Genomic DNA, 21508 nt, shown 5'->3' with positions numbered 1-21508 from the left:
TTAAAATGTTTAATTTTAAATTTTTTAACGCAGTATTTGTAATATAAATCATAAGAAAAATATTTTAAAGTGATTTTTATCGATAAAAAGTGTTGTTGTTCTGTTTTACAGATGATTAAAATACAAATGACAACTGCTTATTATATATGCTGATTTGAAAATATATTTAATTTAAAAATATTCTTTGCCGATAGTTTTATTCAATGCCTCAATGAATACTGAAGTCGAATAGAAATAAATATACAAAAACATGAAAAAATCTACTTTTTCTAATCTTATTTATTGGTTGTTATCTTTGTTTGAAAATGCGTTTCAAACCTTTTTATTCGACCTTATTTCTAAAGAAAAAAAATTGTGTAGTTTGAGAGTTATTCCTTCTCAAACTATACGTTTTCCAAAACCAAGTAGTCGCACTTTTGTGCTACTGCTTTTCTTTATTTTACAAAGTTTTGTTGTATTAGGGCAAAAGGATTTTACTCCACGATTTGATAGTAGTTTGAAAGGAGATATGCTTTTGATTGGTAACAACATTGTGAATCGAAAAGAGAATAGTGATGGTCCTAATGTTTCTTATAATGGGACAAAGAATAATAATGACCTCAATATGCAATATGTTGATATTGACAGTGATGGTTCAACTTTTAGCTCGAGTTCCGCAACTTTAAAAATTCCAACGGCTAGTCAAGAATGTTATAAAATTGTTTATGCAGGGTTATATTGGTCTGGAATTTATAAAAAGAGTGATGCTGATAATGGGACTGTCAAACGTTCTGAATTAGGAAAAGTAAAGTTCAAATTGGCCAATCAAAATAATTATAATGACCTAACGGGAGATTTAATTTACGATTATCATCCAAGTACAACCAATGGTGATCAAATACCGTATGTGTATTATAAAGATGTAACATCTATGATTGAAGGGCTTTCTAATCCAGAAGGTTCTTATACCGTTGCTAATATTACTTCGAGTGTCGGACAATTAAGTAATGGGGGGTTTTGTGCAGGGTGGTCTTTGTTTGTAGTATATGAAGATCCTAAATCAACTGCAAAATACATTACATCTTTTGATGGTTTAAGTTGGATTCAAGCCAACACTAATCCAGTTACATATAAAGTTTCTGGTTTTAAAACAATTCCCACAGGAGTAGTTAAAGCAAAACTAGCTTTTGCTTCTTTAGAGGGGGATTTTGGTACTACAAAGGATAAATATACGATAAACAATTATGATATATCAACCAACGAGCGTAAGGTTGATAATTTTTTTAACAGTACAATTAATGATGTTAGTGGTCCATATACTGATAGAAGTCCAAATAGTAGCAATACATTAGGATACGATTCAGGTATTATTAATTTAGACAATTCCAAAAATACAATCATAAAGAATAACGAAACTGAAGCAACTTTAAAGTTAAGTACAGGTGGGGATGGTTATGGTTTATTTTTTAATGCTTTTAATGTTGAAATTATTGAGCCAAAAATTGTGCTTACTAAAATTGTCAAGAATACTGATGGCGTAGATATTGGTAATCAAAATGTAACTTTAGGACAAATTTTAAATTATGAAATAGGATTGCAAAATGTTGGTAATGACCATGCAACCTCACTTACTATCCGAGACATATTGCCGATAAATACTATTTTTAATTATCCTGCAGATGCATCTTCTGTTTCTCTTCCACCAGGAGTATCAATTAACAGTTACAATGCAGCTACTAGAGAAATTGTTTTTAATGTTAATAACAGTATTGTAGAAATAGGCGATGGTATTTCGATAATTCGGTTAAAAGTACAAGTAGTTCCTAGTTGTAATATGTTAAGTGATGCTTGTTCTAATAGTATCGATAATCAAGCTTATGCAACATATAAAGGAACTGTAAATACTACTTTTACAATTTCCGATGATCCTAGTATCAATACCAGTACAGGGTGTATATTAGTTCCTAAAGCGACAAACTTTTTAGTAGGTATTGATGATTGCGAGTTTACCAAAAGTGAAGTATTGTGTGGTAATAGTGTTGTTATTTCTGCAGCCAATGGTTATGAAAGTTATAAATGGTCAACAGCCCCTTTTGATAACAACGGGAATACATCAGGTACAATTATAGGGAATAGTCAAACACTTACGGTTACGAATCCAGGTATTTATTATGTGTATAATACGGCTGTAGCTCCTTGTTTGTCTATTACCGAAGCTGTAACTGTAAGTCGTTATGGAGGTGTTGTAAACAATCCGGTTATTCCATTTGCGAATGAGGTTGTGACTTGTCCTAATGATGGAAAATTATTGCCGAATATCTTTTTGTGTGGAGCCAATGCGACAAAAGAAATTATTACTAATATTTCAGATGGTTCAACCATTATTTGGGAAAAATTAAATGAAGGAAGTTGTGCAGCTGTTACCAATCCGAATTGTGCTAATGAAGCAGACTCTTGTACTTGGGATGTAGTTGGGACAGGCGCAAATTATATCGCTAATACATCGGGTCAGTTTAGACTTACCATGACATATCCTGGTAATTGTTTCAATCGTTTCTATTTTAATGTGTATCAGAATTTATTAGATCCTACAGAGACACATAAAGACATAATATGTACAACCCCTGGAAATATTACAGTCGGAAATGTACCTACTGATTATGAGTATAGTATAAGTAATGTTGGTGGTACTACACCAACCACTTATGGTCCAAGTAATAGTTTTGCAATTACTACTGAAGGATTATATACTGTTTTTATCAGACAAGTAGGAGTTACTAATGGTTGTGTTTTTTCAATCCCTAATATTCAAATTAGAAAAAGAAATTTTACTGTTACATCATCTATCACTCATCCGGTATGTTTTGGTGAAAAGGGAAGTATAAAAGTAATTGCCAATGATGGTTATCCAAGTTATAATTATTATATATATGACGGAGGTACTTTAGTAAACAGCGTTGGACCGATTACTGAAAGTGATTATACCTTTACAGATTTGACACCTGCTAAAACTTATCAAGTTCGTGTAACCACAGCAGACGGATGTGATGTGTCAAATTATCCTTATATTGACGGTGTTTATAATGCCTTAACAGCCACAGCTGCCATTGTAGCACCATTAACATCATGTAGTGATGGTAAAATTGTAATTAGAGCTCAAGGAGGAACTAGTCCTTATTATTATTTTATTAATGGGTCGACTACATTTCAGACTTCAAACGAGATAATCGTTACTACCCCAGGACAATATGATATAGAGGTTGTTGATTCAAAGAATTGTAGTCAGATAACATCAGTAACAATACCTAATAACGATAAACCAACTTATACAATTGACAGTACTAGTGCTACTTGTTACGGATCGGGTTCTGAAATCAGAATAGAAAATGTAGTGGCTAATGGTCACTCTATGTCTTACAGTATTAATAACGGAGGGACATTTGTTACTAATCCTACTTTCTCTAATCTTTCTCCTGGTACGTATAATGTTGTAGTACGATATGGTATAACGTATACGTCTCAAAACAATAACCAAGAAACAATATATTGTCAAGATCCAGCAGTTCCTGTTATTATTACAGGAGCTTCTTCAGCAGTAACGGCATCGGCTGGCGTGGGTGAATTGGCTGGTTGTGGTGCTTTAATAAATGGGCAGCCATCTGGACTTTTACGTATTACTAATGTTGAGGGAGGAACTCCTGGATACCAATATAGTTTTGATGGTCAACAAACATGGGAAAATGTATCTGAGAAATATGTAGTAGCTGGAACTTATAATTTAGCGGTAAGAGATTCGCAAGGATGTATATTCCAAATTCCTTATCCAGTTGTATTAGATCCAAAACCAGCCGATCCAAGTATAAGCGATAACGTAAATACAGTTTACAATTGTGATGGTAGTGCGACAGCAACAGTTACCGTTACACCACCAACCTCTACAGGTGGAGCAAGTTATACGTATGAGTATTATATACAATTGAATGGTACAGGAGCGTTTGTTCCTAATTCTCCAATTGGAAATAATGTATTTACCAACGTACCTACTGGTAATCACAATATTAAGGTAACTTACAACGTACAAACCGTATCTAGTTTTAGTAACTTATTGCAAGAAGATTTTGGTAGAGGAGGAGATACTTCTTCACCTGGAATTAATCCTGCATATTGTAGAGAAGATCAGGATGGAAACACCATGGCTTTTGCAACTTGTGCTTTGTCGGATTGGCATCCTTGGTTGATGAATGATGGGGATTATGTGGTTACAAAAGGTTTATTAGCTGATCATTATAATGATTTCCGTTGGTGGTTGCCAAAAGACCACACTGCCGAAATGAATGGTACATCAGCAACAATTACAGATGGTCGTTTCTTAGCCGTAAATATAGGGGCAACGATTCCTTTAGGAGCTGTATTATACAGTAAACCAATTAATGATGTATTGCCAAATCAAGAGATTAATGTGTCATTGTATATGACCAATCTATTGAGAACTTCTAATAATTTACCTTCACCAAAACTAAGAGTACAGTTGGTTAAAAACGGAACCGTGATTGCTACTGTAGCAATGCCAGATATTCCGAGAGATGAAAAGTGGCATTTTAGTACAACATTAACAGGCTCACTTTTAACATTAAACCCTGGTCCTAATACTGATTTAGAATTTCAAATATTATCAGATAGTCAGGTAGTTAGCGGTAACGATTTAGCGATAGATGACATCCATGTTTACCAAATACCAAAATCATGTGGTAACGAAAAAGTAATTCCATTTGCGATTACTAGCGGTAATGAGTTCAAAGCTTCTATCCCAAGATTCACTAATGTAACATGTAATGGAGCTTCTGATGGAACAATCACTATTTTAGCTGAAAACTTTGATACTACGGCAGGTTACGAATATAATGTTGATGGAGGAGCATTTATCCCAACAACAGATTCTGAATTAGTGATTACAGGTCTTAATGCAGGTTCGCATACTATTATTGTTCGCAATGATGCAACAGGAAGTTGTTCTTACACTTTAACACAAGCAATAACTGCTCCAACTGCTGTAACGGTTACTGCACAAGTAACTAGTCCAGCAACTTGTACAACTGGTGCTACAATTACGGCTGAAGCTGATGGAGGAACGCCTGCTTATGAGTACGAATTGCGCGCAGCAGATGGTATAACAGCTATTGCAGGTTACGAATTTCCTCATGATGCTACCTTTATAAATGTTCCAGTAGGAAACTACACTGTTTTCGCAAGAGATGCTAATTCATGTATAAGTGCAGTGGGTGCGCCTGTAGAGGTTATTGCTGCTCCAACCTTGGCTGCAACACTAGATGCTAGTTCAGATTTGTGTTTTGATGCTACTAATGAAGCAACCTTAATTGTTAATGCAACAGGAGGTTCAGGAACTTTTAGTTATCAATTAGATGCTCAAACACCACAGCCTGATAATACATTTACGAATGTTACTTCAGGAACTCATACTATAACTGTTACAGATACGAATAACTGTACGGCTACAATTTCAAATATTATCATTGCTCCGGCATTGATTGCCAATACTCCAGTAGTTACTGGTTTACTTTGTGATCCAGCTACAGATGCTACCATTACAATTGGATTAAGTGGCGGTACACAACCTTACTCTTATACGGTTAATGGAGTTGGCCCAACTACTTTAGCGTCAGGAGTTACTAGTATTACTTATTCTACAGCGACAGCCAATACATATAATTTTACTATTACGGATGCCACAGGATGTAGTACTACTGCAAGTGCTATTGTAAACGCTATAACTAACCCAACAGTTACTGCTACTCCAACACAAGTTGGATGTAATGGAGCAACTAATGGTCAAGTTACATTAGCAGGAGCTGGAGGATCAGGAGATTATACGTATAGTTTTAACAACAGCGCCTTTACAACAACAACAGTTTATACTGGTTTGAGTGCAGGAATTGCTTATCCTTACCAAGTTAAAGACAGTAATGGTTGTACAGAATCAGGTACTATTACTTTGACCCAACCAAGCGCTTTAACAACGACAGCTTCGGCTACTGCGTTGTCATGTAATACATCAAATGTAAAACAAACGGCTTTAGTGACTGTTGTACCACCAACTACAGGAACATCGCCTTACCAATACAGTTTTAACGGAAGTACACCAAATGGAACTAATACTTATACAGTTACTGATAACGGTACGAATCAAACGATCAACATTGTAGTTACCGATGCTAATGGATGTACATTTAACACATCAGTTGTAGTTAATGGCTTAAATCCACCGACAGATTTAGCATTTGTAGCAGCAGCAATTACATGTAATGCACCACAAACTACCTTAACGGCTACAGCTACTAACGGTGTAGCACCGTTGACATTTGCGATTACCTCACCAGCAGGAGCAGTAACCTCAAATACAACAGGAATATTTCCAGGTCTAGCACCAGATACCTATAACTTTAGAGTGACCGATGCCAATGGATGTTACTATGAAGAAGCACATACAATAAATGCAGTAACTCCAATTGCAGTTGCAGGAAATGTAGTAAGCAACGTATTGTGTAATGGAGGAGCGACAGGAGCGATTACTTATACCGTTTCAGGAAATGCTACAGTTGGAAACTATACATTTGCAATTACACCTAACACAGGGACAGCTGTAAAAACTGATAACACCATTACAGTTACAGGTTTGACAGCGGGTTCTTATACCATCAATGTTGTAGATAGTGCTACAGGTTGTAATGCAGGTACATCAGCACCAATTACAATAAGCCAACCAGCAGTTTTAGGCTTAACAGCAACTGCAACAAAAGTAAATTGTAATAGATTCACTTCACAAATTACAGGTACAGCCACAGGAGGAACTGCAGGTTATACCTATGCAGCAGTTAGAACAGGTCAGCCAGCACCAGCGGCTACGGCATATGCAGCTAACCCAATCGTTGTAGATACGAATTCGGGAGCTAATTTGGTTTGGGATGTTTGGGCAAAAGATGCCAACGGTTGTACAGCAATGACTACGGTAACGATTATTTATGATAATCAGCCAACGGTAATAGCAGATTTGAACAATCAATGTACCGCAACCTCTAACAGTACCTTTACCATTACAGCTACAGGAACAGGAGGAGTAGCTCCTTTAGAATACAGTATCGATGGAACAAGTTTCCAAACTTCTAATGTATTTAATAATTTAGTATCAAGAACAGCACCTTATGTAGTAACGGTTAAAGATGCTAATGGATGTACAGCTACAGCAGCAGCCATTATAGTTTATCCAAGATTGACAGCTAATGCTCAAACTACAAAAGAATTAGATTGTACAGCTACTCCAAATGCTACAATAACAACTACCATTACAGGAGGAAGAGCACCTTACAGTTATACAGTTACCAAAGGTGCTGGTTCGCCAAGTGCTCCAACTACTGGAGTAGCTGGTCCTACATTTACACATACTGTATTAGTTGCTAATGCTGATACATATACCTTTACGATTACCGATGCTAATGGCTGTCAAACAACAGCACAAGCGACGGTAATTGCAAGAACTAATCCTGCAGTAGCGGTAGCAAGCCAAGTAAATGTTTCTTGTAATGGAGGAACTAACGGTTCGGTTACCTTAACAGGATCAGGAGGTTCAGGTTCAAATTATACATATAGCCGTGATAATATAACATTTGTAGCAGGTGCTACATTCTCAGCATTAACTGCAGGAACTTATACTTTCTATGTAAAAGATGGTAAAGGTTGTGTGGGTTCAATTCCAGTTACGATAACACAACCAACAGCTTTAACGACAACAGCTTCAGCTACTCCGCTGTCTTGTAATACATCAAATGTTAAACAAACGGCTTTAGTAACTGTTGTACCACCAACTACAGGAACTTCACCTTATACTTATACTTTTAACGGAACTTCAAACGGAACCAATACTTATACAGTTACTGATAACGGTACGAACCAAACCATCAACATTGTAGTTACTGATGCTAACGGATGTCCGTTTAACACTTCGGTAGTAGTGAATGGCTTAAATCCACCGACAGATTTAGCATTTGTGGCAGCAGCAATTACTTGTAACGCACCACAGACAACCTTAACAGTTACAGCTACTAACGGTGTAGCGCCGTTGACATTTGCGATTACCTCACCAGTAGGAGTCGTAACTTCAAATACCACAGGAGTATTTACAGGTCTAGCACCAGATACGTACAACTTTAGAGTTACCGATGCCAATGGATGTTACTATGAAGAAGCATATACAATAAATGCAGTTACACCAATTGCAGTCGCAGGAAATGTAGTGAGCGATGTATTGTGTAATGGAGGAGCCACAGGAGCGATTACTTATACCGTTTCAGGAAATGCTACCGTTGGGAACTATACCTTTACCATTACACCAAATACAGGAACAGCCGTAAAAACGGATAACACCATTACAGTTACAGGTTTGACAGCGGGTACTTATACGATTAATGTTTTGGATAGTGCTACAGGTTGTACAGCAACAACTCCAGCGTCAATTACAATTAATCAACCAGCAGTTTTAGGCTTAACAGCTACAGCTACAAATGTAAATTGTAATAGATTCACTTCGCAAATAACAGGAATAGCCACAGGAGGAACTGCAGGCTATACCTATGCAGCAGTTAGAACAGGTCAGCCAGCACCAGCGGCTACGGCATATGCAGCGAACCCAATCGTTGTAGATACGAATTCGGGAGCTAATTTGGTTTGGGATGTTTGGGCAAAAGATGCCAACGGTTGTACAGCAATGACTACGGTAACGATTATTTATGATAATCAGCCAACGGTAATAGCAGATTTGAACAATCAATGTACCGCAACCTCTAACAGTACCTTTACCATTACGGCTACAGGAACAGGGGGAGTGGCACCATTACATTACAGTATAGACGGTAATGATTTTACGAACACTACAGGAATATTTACTGTAAGTTCAAGAACTGCACCTTATGTTATAACGGTTCGTGATGCCAATGGTTGTAAAGCTACAGCAGCAGCCATTACGGTTTATCCAATATTGACAGCTAATGCTCAAACTACAAAAGAATTAGATTGTACAGCTACGCCAAATGCTACAATCACTACAACTATTACAGGAGGAAGAGCCCCTTACAGTTATACAGTTACCAAAGGTGCAGGTACGCCAAGTGCTCCAACTACAGGAGTAGCTGGTCCTACATTTACACATACTGTATTAGTTGCTAATGCTGATACATATACCTTTACGATTACCGATGCTAATGGTTGTCAAACAACAGCACAAGCGACGGTAATTGCAAGAACTAACCCTGCAGTAGCGGTAGCAAGCCAAGTGAACGTTTCTTGTAATGGAGGAACTAACGGTTCGGTTACCTTAACAGGATCAGGAGGTTCAGGTTCAAATTATACTTATAGCCGTGATAATATAACATTTGTAGCAGGTGCTACATTTACAGGATTGGCACAAGGAACTCATACTTTCTATGTAAAAGATGGTAAAGGTTGTGTGGGTCAAGTAGATGCTACTATTACACAGCCAGCTGCGGTAACTGCAAGTATTGCACAAACGACATTAACTTGTAGCACGACTAATCAACCTCAAACAGCAACCATTACAGTTACTGCTGGAGGAGGAACTGGTACATATACGTATAGTTTTGATAATGGTTCTAGTTTTGGACCAAGTAATATTAAAACAGTTGTTAATACAGGTAGTTCACAAACTTTCCAAATCATTGTAAAAGATGCAAATGGTTGTACCTCTGTTGCTCAAGCAGCAATTATAGCGCCATTGAATCCACCAGTTATTGCATCAATTGTACCAACAACAATCACTTGTAATGCAACTACTAGTAGTGCTACTATTACTGTTACAGGTGGAGTGGGTACTCTTAATTACCAAATGACTAGCCCATCTGTGGTTAACAATGGAACCAACAATGTTTTTGCTGGTTTAGTAGAAAACGTAAACTATACCTTCAGAGTAACAGATGCTAATGGATGTTATGATACAGAAATCCTTAGAATAAATCCAGCTACAAGAGTTGCAGTTGCTAAGCTAATTTTAAGCAATGTTGACTGTTTTGGAGGTACTAATGGTTCTGCTCGTTTTACAGTAACAAACAATGTTGGAGTTATAACAGCTACTTTGACTAACAGTTTGGGTAATCCTGTAACTTTTACATCAAATACAGGTGGAATTTTCACTTATACAGGTCTTGTAGCTGATACTTATACGTTTATAGTTACTGATGCAGGAACGGGTTGTTCTGCTACAGATTCAGTAACTATCACACAACCAACAGCGGCTTTAGGTGCTAGTTATGTTGCAGTTAATGCAAATTGTAATGTAACGACTTCAAGAGTTACAGTTACAACTACTGGAGGTACTCCATCTTATAGTTATTCATTTGTAACTTCGGCTACTACACCAGGCACTTATACAAATAATAATATTGCCAATTTAAACCCAACTACGAGCTTAACTTGGTATGCACATATTAAGGATGCTAAAGGTTGTACGTTTGTATTGCCTATTACTATTGCTTCAGACCCAGTTCCAACGGTTTCTGCTTCGGCTGTAAATCAATGTTTAGGATCAGGCAGCTATACGATTACGGCTACTAATACTACAGTTGGAGCAATCGTTACACCAATCACTTACAGTATTAACAATGGTGCTTCATGGCAAGCGGGCAATACTTTCCCAGTGACTACGGCTGGAAATTATGTTATCAAAATGAAAGATGGAAACGGTTGTATTGCTACAAGCAACACCGTAACGGTTAATCCACAGTTAACATTATCTGCCGTTTTAAATAAAGGCATTACATGTAATGCTCCAGCAGATGCTCAATTTACTTTAACAGCAATAGGAGGTAATCCAGGTGCTAAAACGTATGAGTATTCTATTGATGCCGGAACTACATGGTTACCAATGGCTAGTAATGTATTAAATACTAGCGTGGTTGGTTCTTATGTATTCAGAGTAACTGATTTATCAACTTGTACGGCGGTTACAACACTACCATTGAGTATTACTGCTCCAGTTAACCCTGATATTACTAGTGTAACGCAAACACAATTTATTGGTTGTCATGGTGATAATTCAGCGGCTATTAATGTTGTCTATAACCCTGCTTTAGGGCAAGCTCCATTTGTAGTTAATGTACAACAATATTCTGATGCAGCTCATACACTTTTAGTTCAAGATTTTGGTACGCAAACTTCTGGTTTACCAGCTGGTTATTATGTAGTTACCGTTACAGATGCCAAAGGATGTTTTGACGAGGAGTTTATTACTATAACTCAGCCAGATCCAATTGTAGTTGATTATGATGTTGATCCAATTACTTGTGCCGCAGGAGGTGTTTCTTTAGGTAGAATTATTGTAAATTCTGTAACTGGAGGAACACCAAACTATACTTATCATGTAACTGGGGTTAATGGATATAACCAACAAATTCCGAATCAACCTGGTAACTTACAAGTATTTGATATTGTTGATTTTGGTTTGTATCAGTTAATTGTTACTGATGCTAATGGCTGTACTAAGTTGATACAAGACATTTTAGTAGCTTCACCGCCAGATGATTTGGATATAACAGTTACGCCTCCACCAGCAGATTGTTCAACTTCAGGTTCTGCTGTAGTAGCTATTGGAGCAAGTTCATCTATTACTGGAGTAGGCCCATTCCACTTTGCAGTTTATACTCCTGGATTGACCTATACAGCACCAACTGCATTACCTTGGTATGATGAAGATTCACCAGGTAGTAAATCAGCTACTATTCCTAATTTAATTCCAGGAGTAACATATACATTTGTTGTACACGATGGATTGACAGGATGTTATTATTATGAAACGGCAGAATTCCCTATTCCTACAAACTCTACAATTACTGTAAGTTCTCTTACTGCTAATAATATTACTTGTAAGGGAAGTGCAGATGGTAATGTGACTTTTACTTTGAATCAATTGTACGGAGTTGATACACCAGTAACGTATCAAATTTTTGATTCACAATCGACTACTGCAATTAGTACAGCTGTTGCTACAACCATTCCAGCAAGTGGTTCTTTAACGATCAGTAATTTTGGAAGTTTACCTTTCGGAAACTATTTTGTATTAGTTACTGAGACAGCTGGTGCTACACATGCTGGATGTAGTATTGCGACAGCACCATTTAATATTACTGAATCTGCTATTGATTTATCAGTATCAGCAATAGTTTCTAAAAATGCTAATTGTAATCCAAATTCAGGAGTAATTTCAGCTATTGCCAAAGATGGAACAGCACCTTATACGTATCAAATATTATTGGCTACAGATCCAGCTCCAATTGCTACAGATTTAGCTTGGGCTTCAACAAGTACATTTAATAAAGATGCGGGCAATTATATTGTTTATGCTAAAGATGCTTACGGTTGTATCAAGCCATTTGCTGTAACATTAAATGCTGATGATGCTCCAACAGTTACAGCACCAGCACCAATATGCTATGATGGAACGTCATTTACAATTACTTTCTCAGGTACAGTTGATACAGACATTATTGGTGGGGCTACTTATAGTGTAAACGGAAGTGCTTTCCAAGCAACTCCATCATTTACATTCAACGCTGCTGGTACTTACAATTTAGTTATCAAAGATGGTAACGGTTGTACAGCCGATGTTGATTATTTTGTATATCCTCAATTAGAATTAAAAGCCGATTTGACGAAAGAGTTGGATTGTACAACTTCACCAGCGGCTGAAATTACATTGACAGCTACAGGAGGAAACCCAGCGGGTACTTATACTTATGAATATTCTACTACAGGAATAGGAGGTCCTTATGTGACTATGGGTAGTAACGTTCATACAACTTCAGCAACAGGTAATTATGTGTTTAGAGTTACGAATAATAATAATACAGTTAGTACTACTGATGATTGTCAGGCAACCACACCTATAACTTTAGACCCAATACCAGTACCAACTATCACAGCCAATCCAATTGCTGTATTGTGTGCTGGGGATAGTAACGGTAGTGTAACGATTAATGTTACAGGCGGAGTTGGTCCGTATATGTATAGTTTAGATGGATCATCATTCCAACCAGAAAATGAATTCACAGGATTAGCAGCTGGAACCGCTTATATGGTTACTGTACGTGATGCTAAAATGTGTACTTATACAGAACCATTTACTATTGGAACACCTTTAGCACTTGATGCAACTGCTTCAGTAACGACTGAGTTAACTTGTACTACAGGTAATGCGACTACAAAAGCTATTGTTACTGTTGCTGTAACTACAGGAACTGGAACAGCACCTTATGAGTATAGTTTTGATGCAGGTGCAAACTATTCATCTGAAAACACATTCGAAACTTATACAGCTGGTTTGGTTGCCGCTAAGGTAAAAGATGCTAATGGATGTATTTTTGATGTGTCAACTACAGTAATTGCTCTTGACCCACCAACGGAAATGGATATTACAGGTACACCAATTTATTGTATGCCAGTGGCTAGTCAAACAAGTACAGTTACTATAAATTCTGTTACAGATGGAGTAGGTGCATTCACTTATGAAAACCTTACTACTGGAATTAGTAACACAACAGGAATTTTCTCAGGTTTAACACCTGGCGATTATACTTTCCAAGTAACCGATGCCAATGGATGTACGTATCAAGAATTATACACTGTAAATGATGTAACTGCAATTACCGTTTCTGGTCAAGTAACCGCCGATGTATCATGTTTTGGATTGACTAATGGTACCGCAGAGTTTACCGTGGGTAATTTCACCGGAACATACAGTTATACTATTAACGGAGGAACTCCAGTAACGGCTCAAACGGCTACGACTATTCCATTAACAGGATTAGCTATTGGTAACCAAGTTATAGTTGTTACGGATGAGACTACAGGTTGTACAGCAACAGCTACGGTGACTATAGATCAACCAGCATTGGCATTAAGCGTTGTTGGAAGTCAAATACAAGCAGCGAACTGTAACTATGGCGCTAGAGTAACGGCTACCGTTACCGGTGGAACGCCAAATTATACGTATGCTTATGCATTAACAACTGGAGGAACTCCAGCAGCTGGAGATTATACAGCTTCAGCCGATGCAGTATTAGATGCTACTTTAGGATTGAACTGGACAGTATATGTAAAAGATGCTAACGATTGTACAACGCAACATGATTTTGCAATCACTATTGATGCATTACCAACAATCGATTCAGCAGTAGGCTTGTATTGCTACACTGGAGCACCAGTAAACATTATTATAACAGGAACGTATGTAGGAACACCTGAGTTCAGTATTGGAAACGGCTACCAATCAACTCCAAACTTTACCTTGAATGCACCAGGTGATTATACCTTCTATATCAAAGACGGAAATGGATGTGTGGTAAGTACAACCTATACTTTGAAACAACAATTGTTGTTACAAGCTACATTGACGCAAGATTTAACTTGTGATGTAAATGCAACGATGACAGTATTGGCTACACAAGGAACAACACCTTACGGAGCTTATGAAGTAAGTTTCAATGGAGGTACTTATACACCTATTGTAGGAAGTACTTATACAACAAGTATAGCTGGAGATTATCAGTTTAAAGTAACCGATGCTCAAGGATGTGAGGCATTGTCCAATATTGTTACCGTTACTCCAACGACTACACCTGACTTTACAACTTCACACATTAATGTAAGTTGTCCAGGAGGTTCTGATGGAACGATAACTGTATCAGCTGCTAATGGAATTGCACCTTATACGTACAGTATCGATGGAGGCGCATTCCAAGCGGATAATTATTTTGCAAACTTAGCAGCAGGAACGTATGCTATTGCAATCAAAGATGCGAAAGGTTGTCCATCAGCATCAGTTGATGTAACCATAGATCAACCAACAGCACTATTGGCTAGTATTGCCGTTACTACACCATTAACTTGTGGAACAGCTAATGCAGCAACTCAAGCAGAGGTTACGGTAACAGTTGATGCTACAACAGGAACAGCACCTTACCAATATAGTTTTGATGGTATTAATTATTCATCAAATAATGTTTACAAAACATTTACAGCAGAAACGGTAACAGCTTATGTTCGTGATGCTAACGGATGTCCATTTGTAGGAACATTAACAACTACAATTGATGACTTGAATCCACCAGTTATCGATACGGTTACTGGAACCGATTTATGGTGTTCAGCTGGAAACACACAAAGTACAGTTACAGTTGCTACATCAAGTGGAATCGGAAGTTTAGCATTCGAAATTGTAGAACCAGCTAGTGCTGTAGGTAATACAACAGGAGCTACATCTGGAATCTTTACAGGTTTAGATGCAGATACATACTTATTCCGTGTTACAGATGCTAACGGTTGTACAGACGAGGCTTATTACACAGTTGAACCTTTAGTAAACATTACCGTTTCAGGTCAAGTAACTGCAGATGTATCATGTTTCGGATTAACAAACGGAACAGCAGAGTTTACCGTGGGTAACTTCACGGGAACATACAGTTATACTATCAATGGAGGTACTGCAGTAACAGGACAAACAGCAGCAACAATTCCATTAACAGGATTAGCTATAGGCAACCAAGTAATAGTGGTAACCGATGAAACTACAGGTTGTACAGCAACAGCTACAGTAATCATTGACCAACCAGCTTTAGCTTTAAGCGTATTTGGAAGTCAAATACAAGCAGCGAACTGTAACTATGGCGCTAGAGTAACGGCTACCGTTACCGGTGGAACGCCAAATTATACGTATGCTTATGCATTAACAACTGCAGGGGCACCAGCAGCTGGAGATTACACAGCTTCAGCCGATGCAGTACTAGATGCTACTTTAGGATTGAACTGGACCGTATATGTAAAAGATGCTAACGATTGTACAACGCAACATGATTTTGCGATTACTATCGATGCCTTACCAACTATTAATTCATCAGCAGGATTGTATTGCTACACAGGTGCACCAGTAAACATTACGATTACGGGAACGTATGTAGGAACACCAGAGTTCAGTATTGGAAATGGCTACCAATCAAGTCCAAACTTTACCTTGAATGCCCCTGGTGATTATACATTCTATATCAAAGATGGTAACGGATGTGTGGTAAGCACTACTTACACCTTGAAACAACAATTGTTGTTACAAGCTACTTTGACACAAGATTTAACTTGTGATGTTGATGCTACTATCGATGTATTGGCTACTCAAGGAACAACACCTTACGGAGCTTACGAAGTAAGCTTTAATGGAGGAACTTTCACAGCCATTACTGGTAATACACATACAGTAAACGTAGCTGGAGATTATCAGTTTAGAGTGACAGATGCTCAAGGATGTGAGGCATTCTCTAACGTTGTTACTGTAACTCCAACAACAACACCAGACTTTACAACTTCACATATTAATGTAAGTTGTCCAGGAGGTTCTGATGGAACGATAACTATAACAGCTGCTAATGGAATAGCACCTTATACGTACAGTATCAATGGAGGAGCATTCCAAACGGATAATTATTTCGCCAACTTAGTAGCTGGTACTTATGCAATTGCTATCAAAGATGCGAAAGGTTGTCCATCAATATCAGTTGATGTAACTATAGGTCAACCAACAGCATTGGTTGCTAGTATCGCAGTAACTACACCACTAACTTGTGGAACAGCTAATGTTGCAACACAAGCAGAGGTTACGGTAACAGTTGATGCTACAACAGGAACAGCACCATACCAATACAGTTTTGATGGAATCAATTATTCATCAAACAATGTTTACAAAACATTTACAGCAGAAACGGTAACAGCTTATGTTCGTGATGCCAACGGATGTCCATTTGTAGGAACATTGACTACTACAATTGATGCCTTGAATCCACCAGTTATCGATACGGTTACTGGAACCGATTTATGGTGTTCAGCTGGAAACACACAAAGTACTGTTACGGTTGCGACATCAAGTGGAATCGGAAGTTTAGCATTCGAAATTGTAGAACCAGCTACTGCAGTAGGAAATACAACAGGAGCTACATCTGGAATCTTTACAGGTTTAGATGCAGATACATACTTATTCCGTGTTACAGATGCTAACGGTTGTACAGACGAGGCTTATTACACAGTAGAACCTTTAGTAAACATTACCGTTTCAGGTCAAGAAATTAAAGCGGTTACTTGTAATGCTGGAGCTAACGGAACATTAGAGTTCAAAGTGGCTAATTATACAGGAACATTTAGCGCTGTGCTAAGTCCATTGGCTGGTACTCAAACCATTTCAGGTGATACCGTTACGATAACTGGATTAGCAGCAGGTTCTTATACATTGAATATTACTGATTTAGTATCTGGTTGTATAGCATCTGCTCCAGCTACGATTTCAGAGCCAGCAGTATTAGGATTAAATCCAGTGAGCAATATCAATGCAACATGTATGACAGATGCTCAGGTAACTGTAGAAGCTATTGGAGGAACTCCAACTTATTTATATGCTTTCAAACCAGTAGGTCAAACTCCTGTTGCGACTGATTATACTGCAAACGCTTATGCAGTTCTTGATAAAACAATCACTAATTGGATTGCTTACGTAAAAGACAATAATGATTGTGAAGCTCAATTACCAATAACGATTGCAACTGATGCTTTACCAACAGGATTTACGGCTACATTAAGTTCTCAATGTCCTAGTACAAGTGGAACTTATGAAATTACTGTTATCGACGGAACAGGTGTAGGGCCATTCCAGTACAGTATTGGTTCTGGTTTCCAAACTTCGCCTACTTTTACAGTAAGTAATGCAGGAAGTTATGATATCACGATCAAAGATGCTAATGGTTGTGAGTTTACATTCCCAACATTAGTTACTATTGTTGAGCCATTAGTATTGGCAACAAATATTACAGCTTTACCAAGTTGTAGTTTTAACGACGGTAGTGTAGAAGTATCTGTTACGGGTGGTACAGGAGCAGGAAATTATAGATTCCAATTAGATGGAGGTGCTATTGTTTCGGCAGATACCCATACCTTCACTGGATTATCTCATGGATCACACACTATTGTTGTTCGTGATGTAGTGACAGGTTGTACAGATACAGTTGTTTTAGATTTAATTAGAGCAACTGATATTACTGGTCTTACTGTAGACAAAACAGATGTGACTTGTAATGGTGGAAATGATGGAACTATTACAGCTTCAATAGACTTAAGTGCTCCTGGTGTTAATGATAACCCAGTTTATACTTATGAATTGACTGGAACGACACTAGCAGGTGTTCCTGTTGTGAGAGCAGCTCAAACATTACCAGTATTTACCAATTTAGAAGCGGGTGATTATACTGTAAAAGTTGTATCAGGAAGACTTTGCGAAGATCAAGAAGATATTACGATCACTCAACCAGCACCAATTGTGGTAAACACACCAACAGTGGTTCAATTTGGATGTACAGCAGGTAATGATGCTAACCACGCTACTATTACGGTTGATAATGTTACAGGAGGATCTAATGTTTATACTATTTATGAATTCTTTAATGGAACAACAAGCGTTCAAAGAGGAACTTCTAATGTGTACATCGAAACGAACTACACAGGTGGAACTTACTCTGTAACAGTTGCGGATGATAAAGGTTGTATTGGATCTTCTACTGCACCAATTACTATTAATCCATTTATAAGTTTAGATGAAATAGTGGTTACAGTTAATACTCCGATCACTTGTGTAGCCGATGAAGCTATTACTGTTTCTGTAACTACTACAGGTGGTACACCAGCAGGTTTAGTTTACACTTTAGTAGATGTTAATGCTTCAACAGGTGTTGTGGGTGGTATTTATCCAAGTCAGACTAATTCAACAGGTGTTTTCTTAGGATTGAAAGTGGCTGATTATTTAATTACTGTAACTAATCCTACTACTGGTTGTAGTTTACAGCAATATCATTATGTAAATGAACCGAATACTTTCGAATTGAAAGCGGTGAAAACAAGTGATGTAATTTGTTATGGTTCAAATGAAGGTACAGTTGAGTTGACATTAGTAGATACACAAGCTGTTCCAACCGACGATGCAGGTGCTTTCAGTTACGTAGTAACTGGACCAACACCAAGTACAGGTACTTCTGCTACAGCTGGACCATTAACACTTTCTGGTTTAACGGCAGGATTATATACTGTAACAGCAACATTAACAAACAATCCACAATGTCCAGTTACAACGACATTTACGATTGAACAACCATCTGCTGTATTGTCTGTTGTTGAAACACATACTGAGATAACTTGTACCCCAGGTAATGACGGAAGCATCCAAGTTTCGGCTACAGGTGGATGGGTTGGTAATTATGAATATCAATTAATGAGAAATGGTGTTGAAGCTGTTCCTTACGGTTCTGAATTCAATTTCACTGACTTGACAAATGGTAATTATAGAGTTAATGTAAGAGACAGTAAAGGATGTATTGCATTTGTAGAAGTTGTATTGAACAATCCTACACCTATAACTGTAACAGCAACTCCAGATGTATCATTAGTTGCATGTAATGGTGATAAATCAGTTACTATTACTGCTGTAGCAACTAATGGTCAAGGAAGTAATTACTTATACACATTAAATTATACATCATTATCACCAGTAATTTCTTCTGGACCTCAAAGCTCAGGAGTATTTACAGGATTAGGAGCTGGAACTTATACGATTACGGCTACTGATGGATGGGGTTGTAGCGGAACGTCTGCAGTAATTACTATTAACGAGCCAACAAAAGTTGAAGCTAGTTTAGTAAAAGCAACGTCACAAACTTGTTTAACTCAAGCAACATTGACACTTACAGCAAGTGGAGGAACTGCACCATACGCTTACAGTGCTGATGCAGGTTTTGCAAGCCCGATTGCGATGTCTGGTAACAGTGTTACTTTCGCTGTACCAAATGGAGAATTCAGTTTCTATGTACGTGATGCTAATGGTTGTGTGAGTATTGTTTCTAATGGTATTACAAATGATCCTTTAGAAGAGTTAGATATCGTATTAAAAACTGAAAATGCTGTTATCAATTGTAAAGATGATGTTACTGGAGTTATAATTGCTGAAGCAAATGGAGGTTTAGGCAATTATGTTTATTCTCTAGTAGATGCTTCTGGTAACGCAATTACCGTAGGATTACAAAGTACTCCTGGTAATTTCACTCAATTGCCTGCAGGAATTTACTATGTAAGAGTAGATAGTGGTGATTGTAATAAAGTAGAAGGACCAGTTAATATTATAGAGCCTGACACATCATTATCGGCACCATACACAACAGTTCCTGTGACCTGTAATGGTAATGGCGATGGTAAAATAATCATAACAGCCTCTGGTGGTACAGGAATCATTAAGTATGCAATTGAGCCTGATATGGATAAATTCTTAGAGAGTGGTACTTTCGAGAACTTGAAACCAGGTTTATACGATGTCTTAGTTCAAGATGAAAACGGATGTTTCATTTTAATTGAAGATATTGAAGTTACTGAACCAACTTCTATTGCTGCTGATGTCATTCCAGGATCTATTCAACAATCTGTTTGTTCTGATACCAATGAGGGAGCATTTAGTATTGCAATCTCTGGAGGAGTTGGTCCATATACTGTAAGTTTAGATGACATTAATGGAACATACAGCCCAGTAGCAGATCCTACTCAAGTTGACTTTACAGCACTATCTGGAGGAGATCATACAGTTTACATTCAAGATGCTAATACATGTACATTTGAATTATTGGTACAATTAGATCCTTCTGTAACTTTAGATCCAGTTGCAAGCTTAAATTATGATTGTGTGAACGATTTACCAGCCAATAAAGTAACGGTAACTATCGATCCTAGTAACAATCCAGCAGATGTTGTTTATTCATTAGACAACAGTACAGTAACGCAAACTAGCAATGAGTTTACGAATCTGACTCCTGGTGATCATTTCATAATGGTACAACATGCTAACGGATGTATAGCCGCAACCGAAGTGTTCCATATTGATCAAATTGATCCGTTGGCAATCACTATCGATCTTGGAGGATTGAACGAAATTGTCGCTACTGTAACTGGTGGTTCTGGAGTTTACACTTATTCTGTAAATGGTGAAGATATCGGTTCTAATAATAAATATGTGTACTTCAGATCTGGTAACTATACTGTAACAGTAACAGATAGCAACGGATGTAGTGCTAGTGCAACTAAGTATTTCGAGTTTGTTGATATCGAAATTCCAAATGTGTTTACACCTGATGGAAGCGGTACAAATGATACTTGGGAACCAACAAATACTACTAATTACCCAGATATTGAATTCGTAGTTTACGATAGATACGGACGTGAAGTAGGACGCTTTGGAGCAGGACAATCTTGGGATGGTAAATACAAAGGTGCCGAATTGCCAATGGGTGATTACTGGTATGTATTGAAATTAAGACATTCTAAAGATGATCGCGAGTTTATAGGTCACTTTACACTTTACAGATAAAATAAGAGAAGCGAGCGTTTTACC

General features: G+C 37.6%; 1 protein-coding gene. It reads left to right on the top strand.

The genetic code is table 11. The features are described 5' to 3' along the window. The first annotated feature begins 250 nt into the window (after positions 1-250). Complete coding sequence (locus ABEB18_RS06080) at positions 251-21484, top strand: T9SS type B sorting domain-containing protein (RefSeq protein WP_348798281.1); 21234 nt, start codon at positions 251-253, stop codon at positions 21482-21484. Positions 21485-21508 lie beyond the last annotated feature (24 nt).

The organism is Flavobacterium adhaerens, from assembly GCF_040045115.1.
Taxonomy (GTDB): domain Bacteria; phylum Bacteroidota; class Bacteroidia; order Flavobacteriales; family Flavobacteriaceae; genus Flavobacterium; species Flavobacterium adhaerens.
The sequence above is the reverse complement of the archived record's forward strand: the minus strand, read 5'-3'. Positions and strand labels throughout refer to the sequence as shown.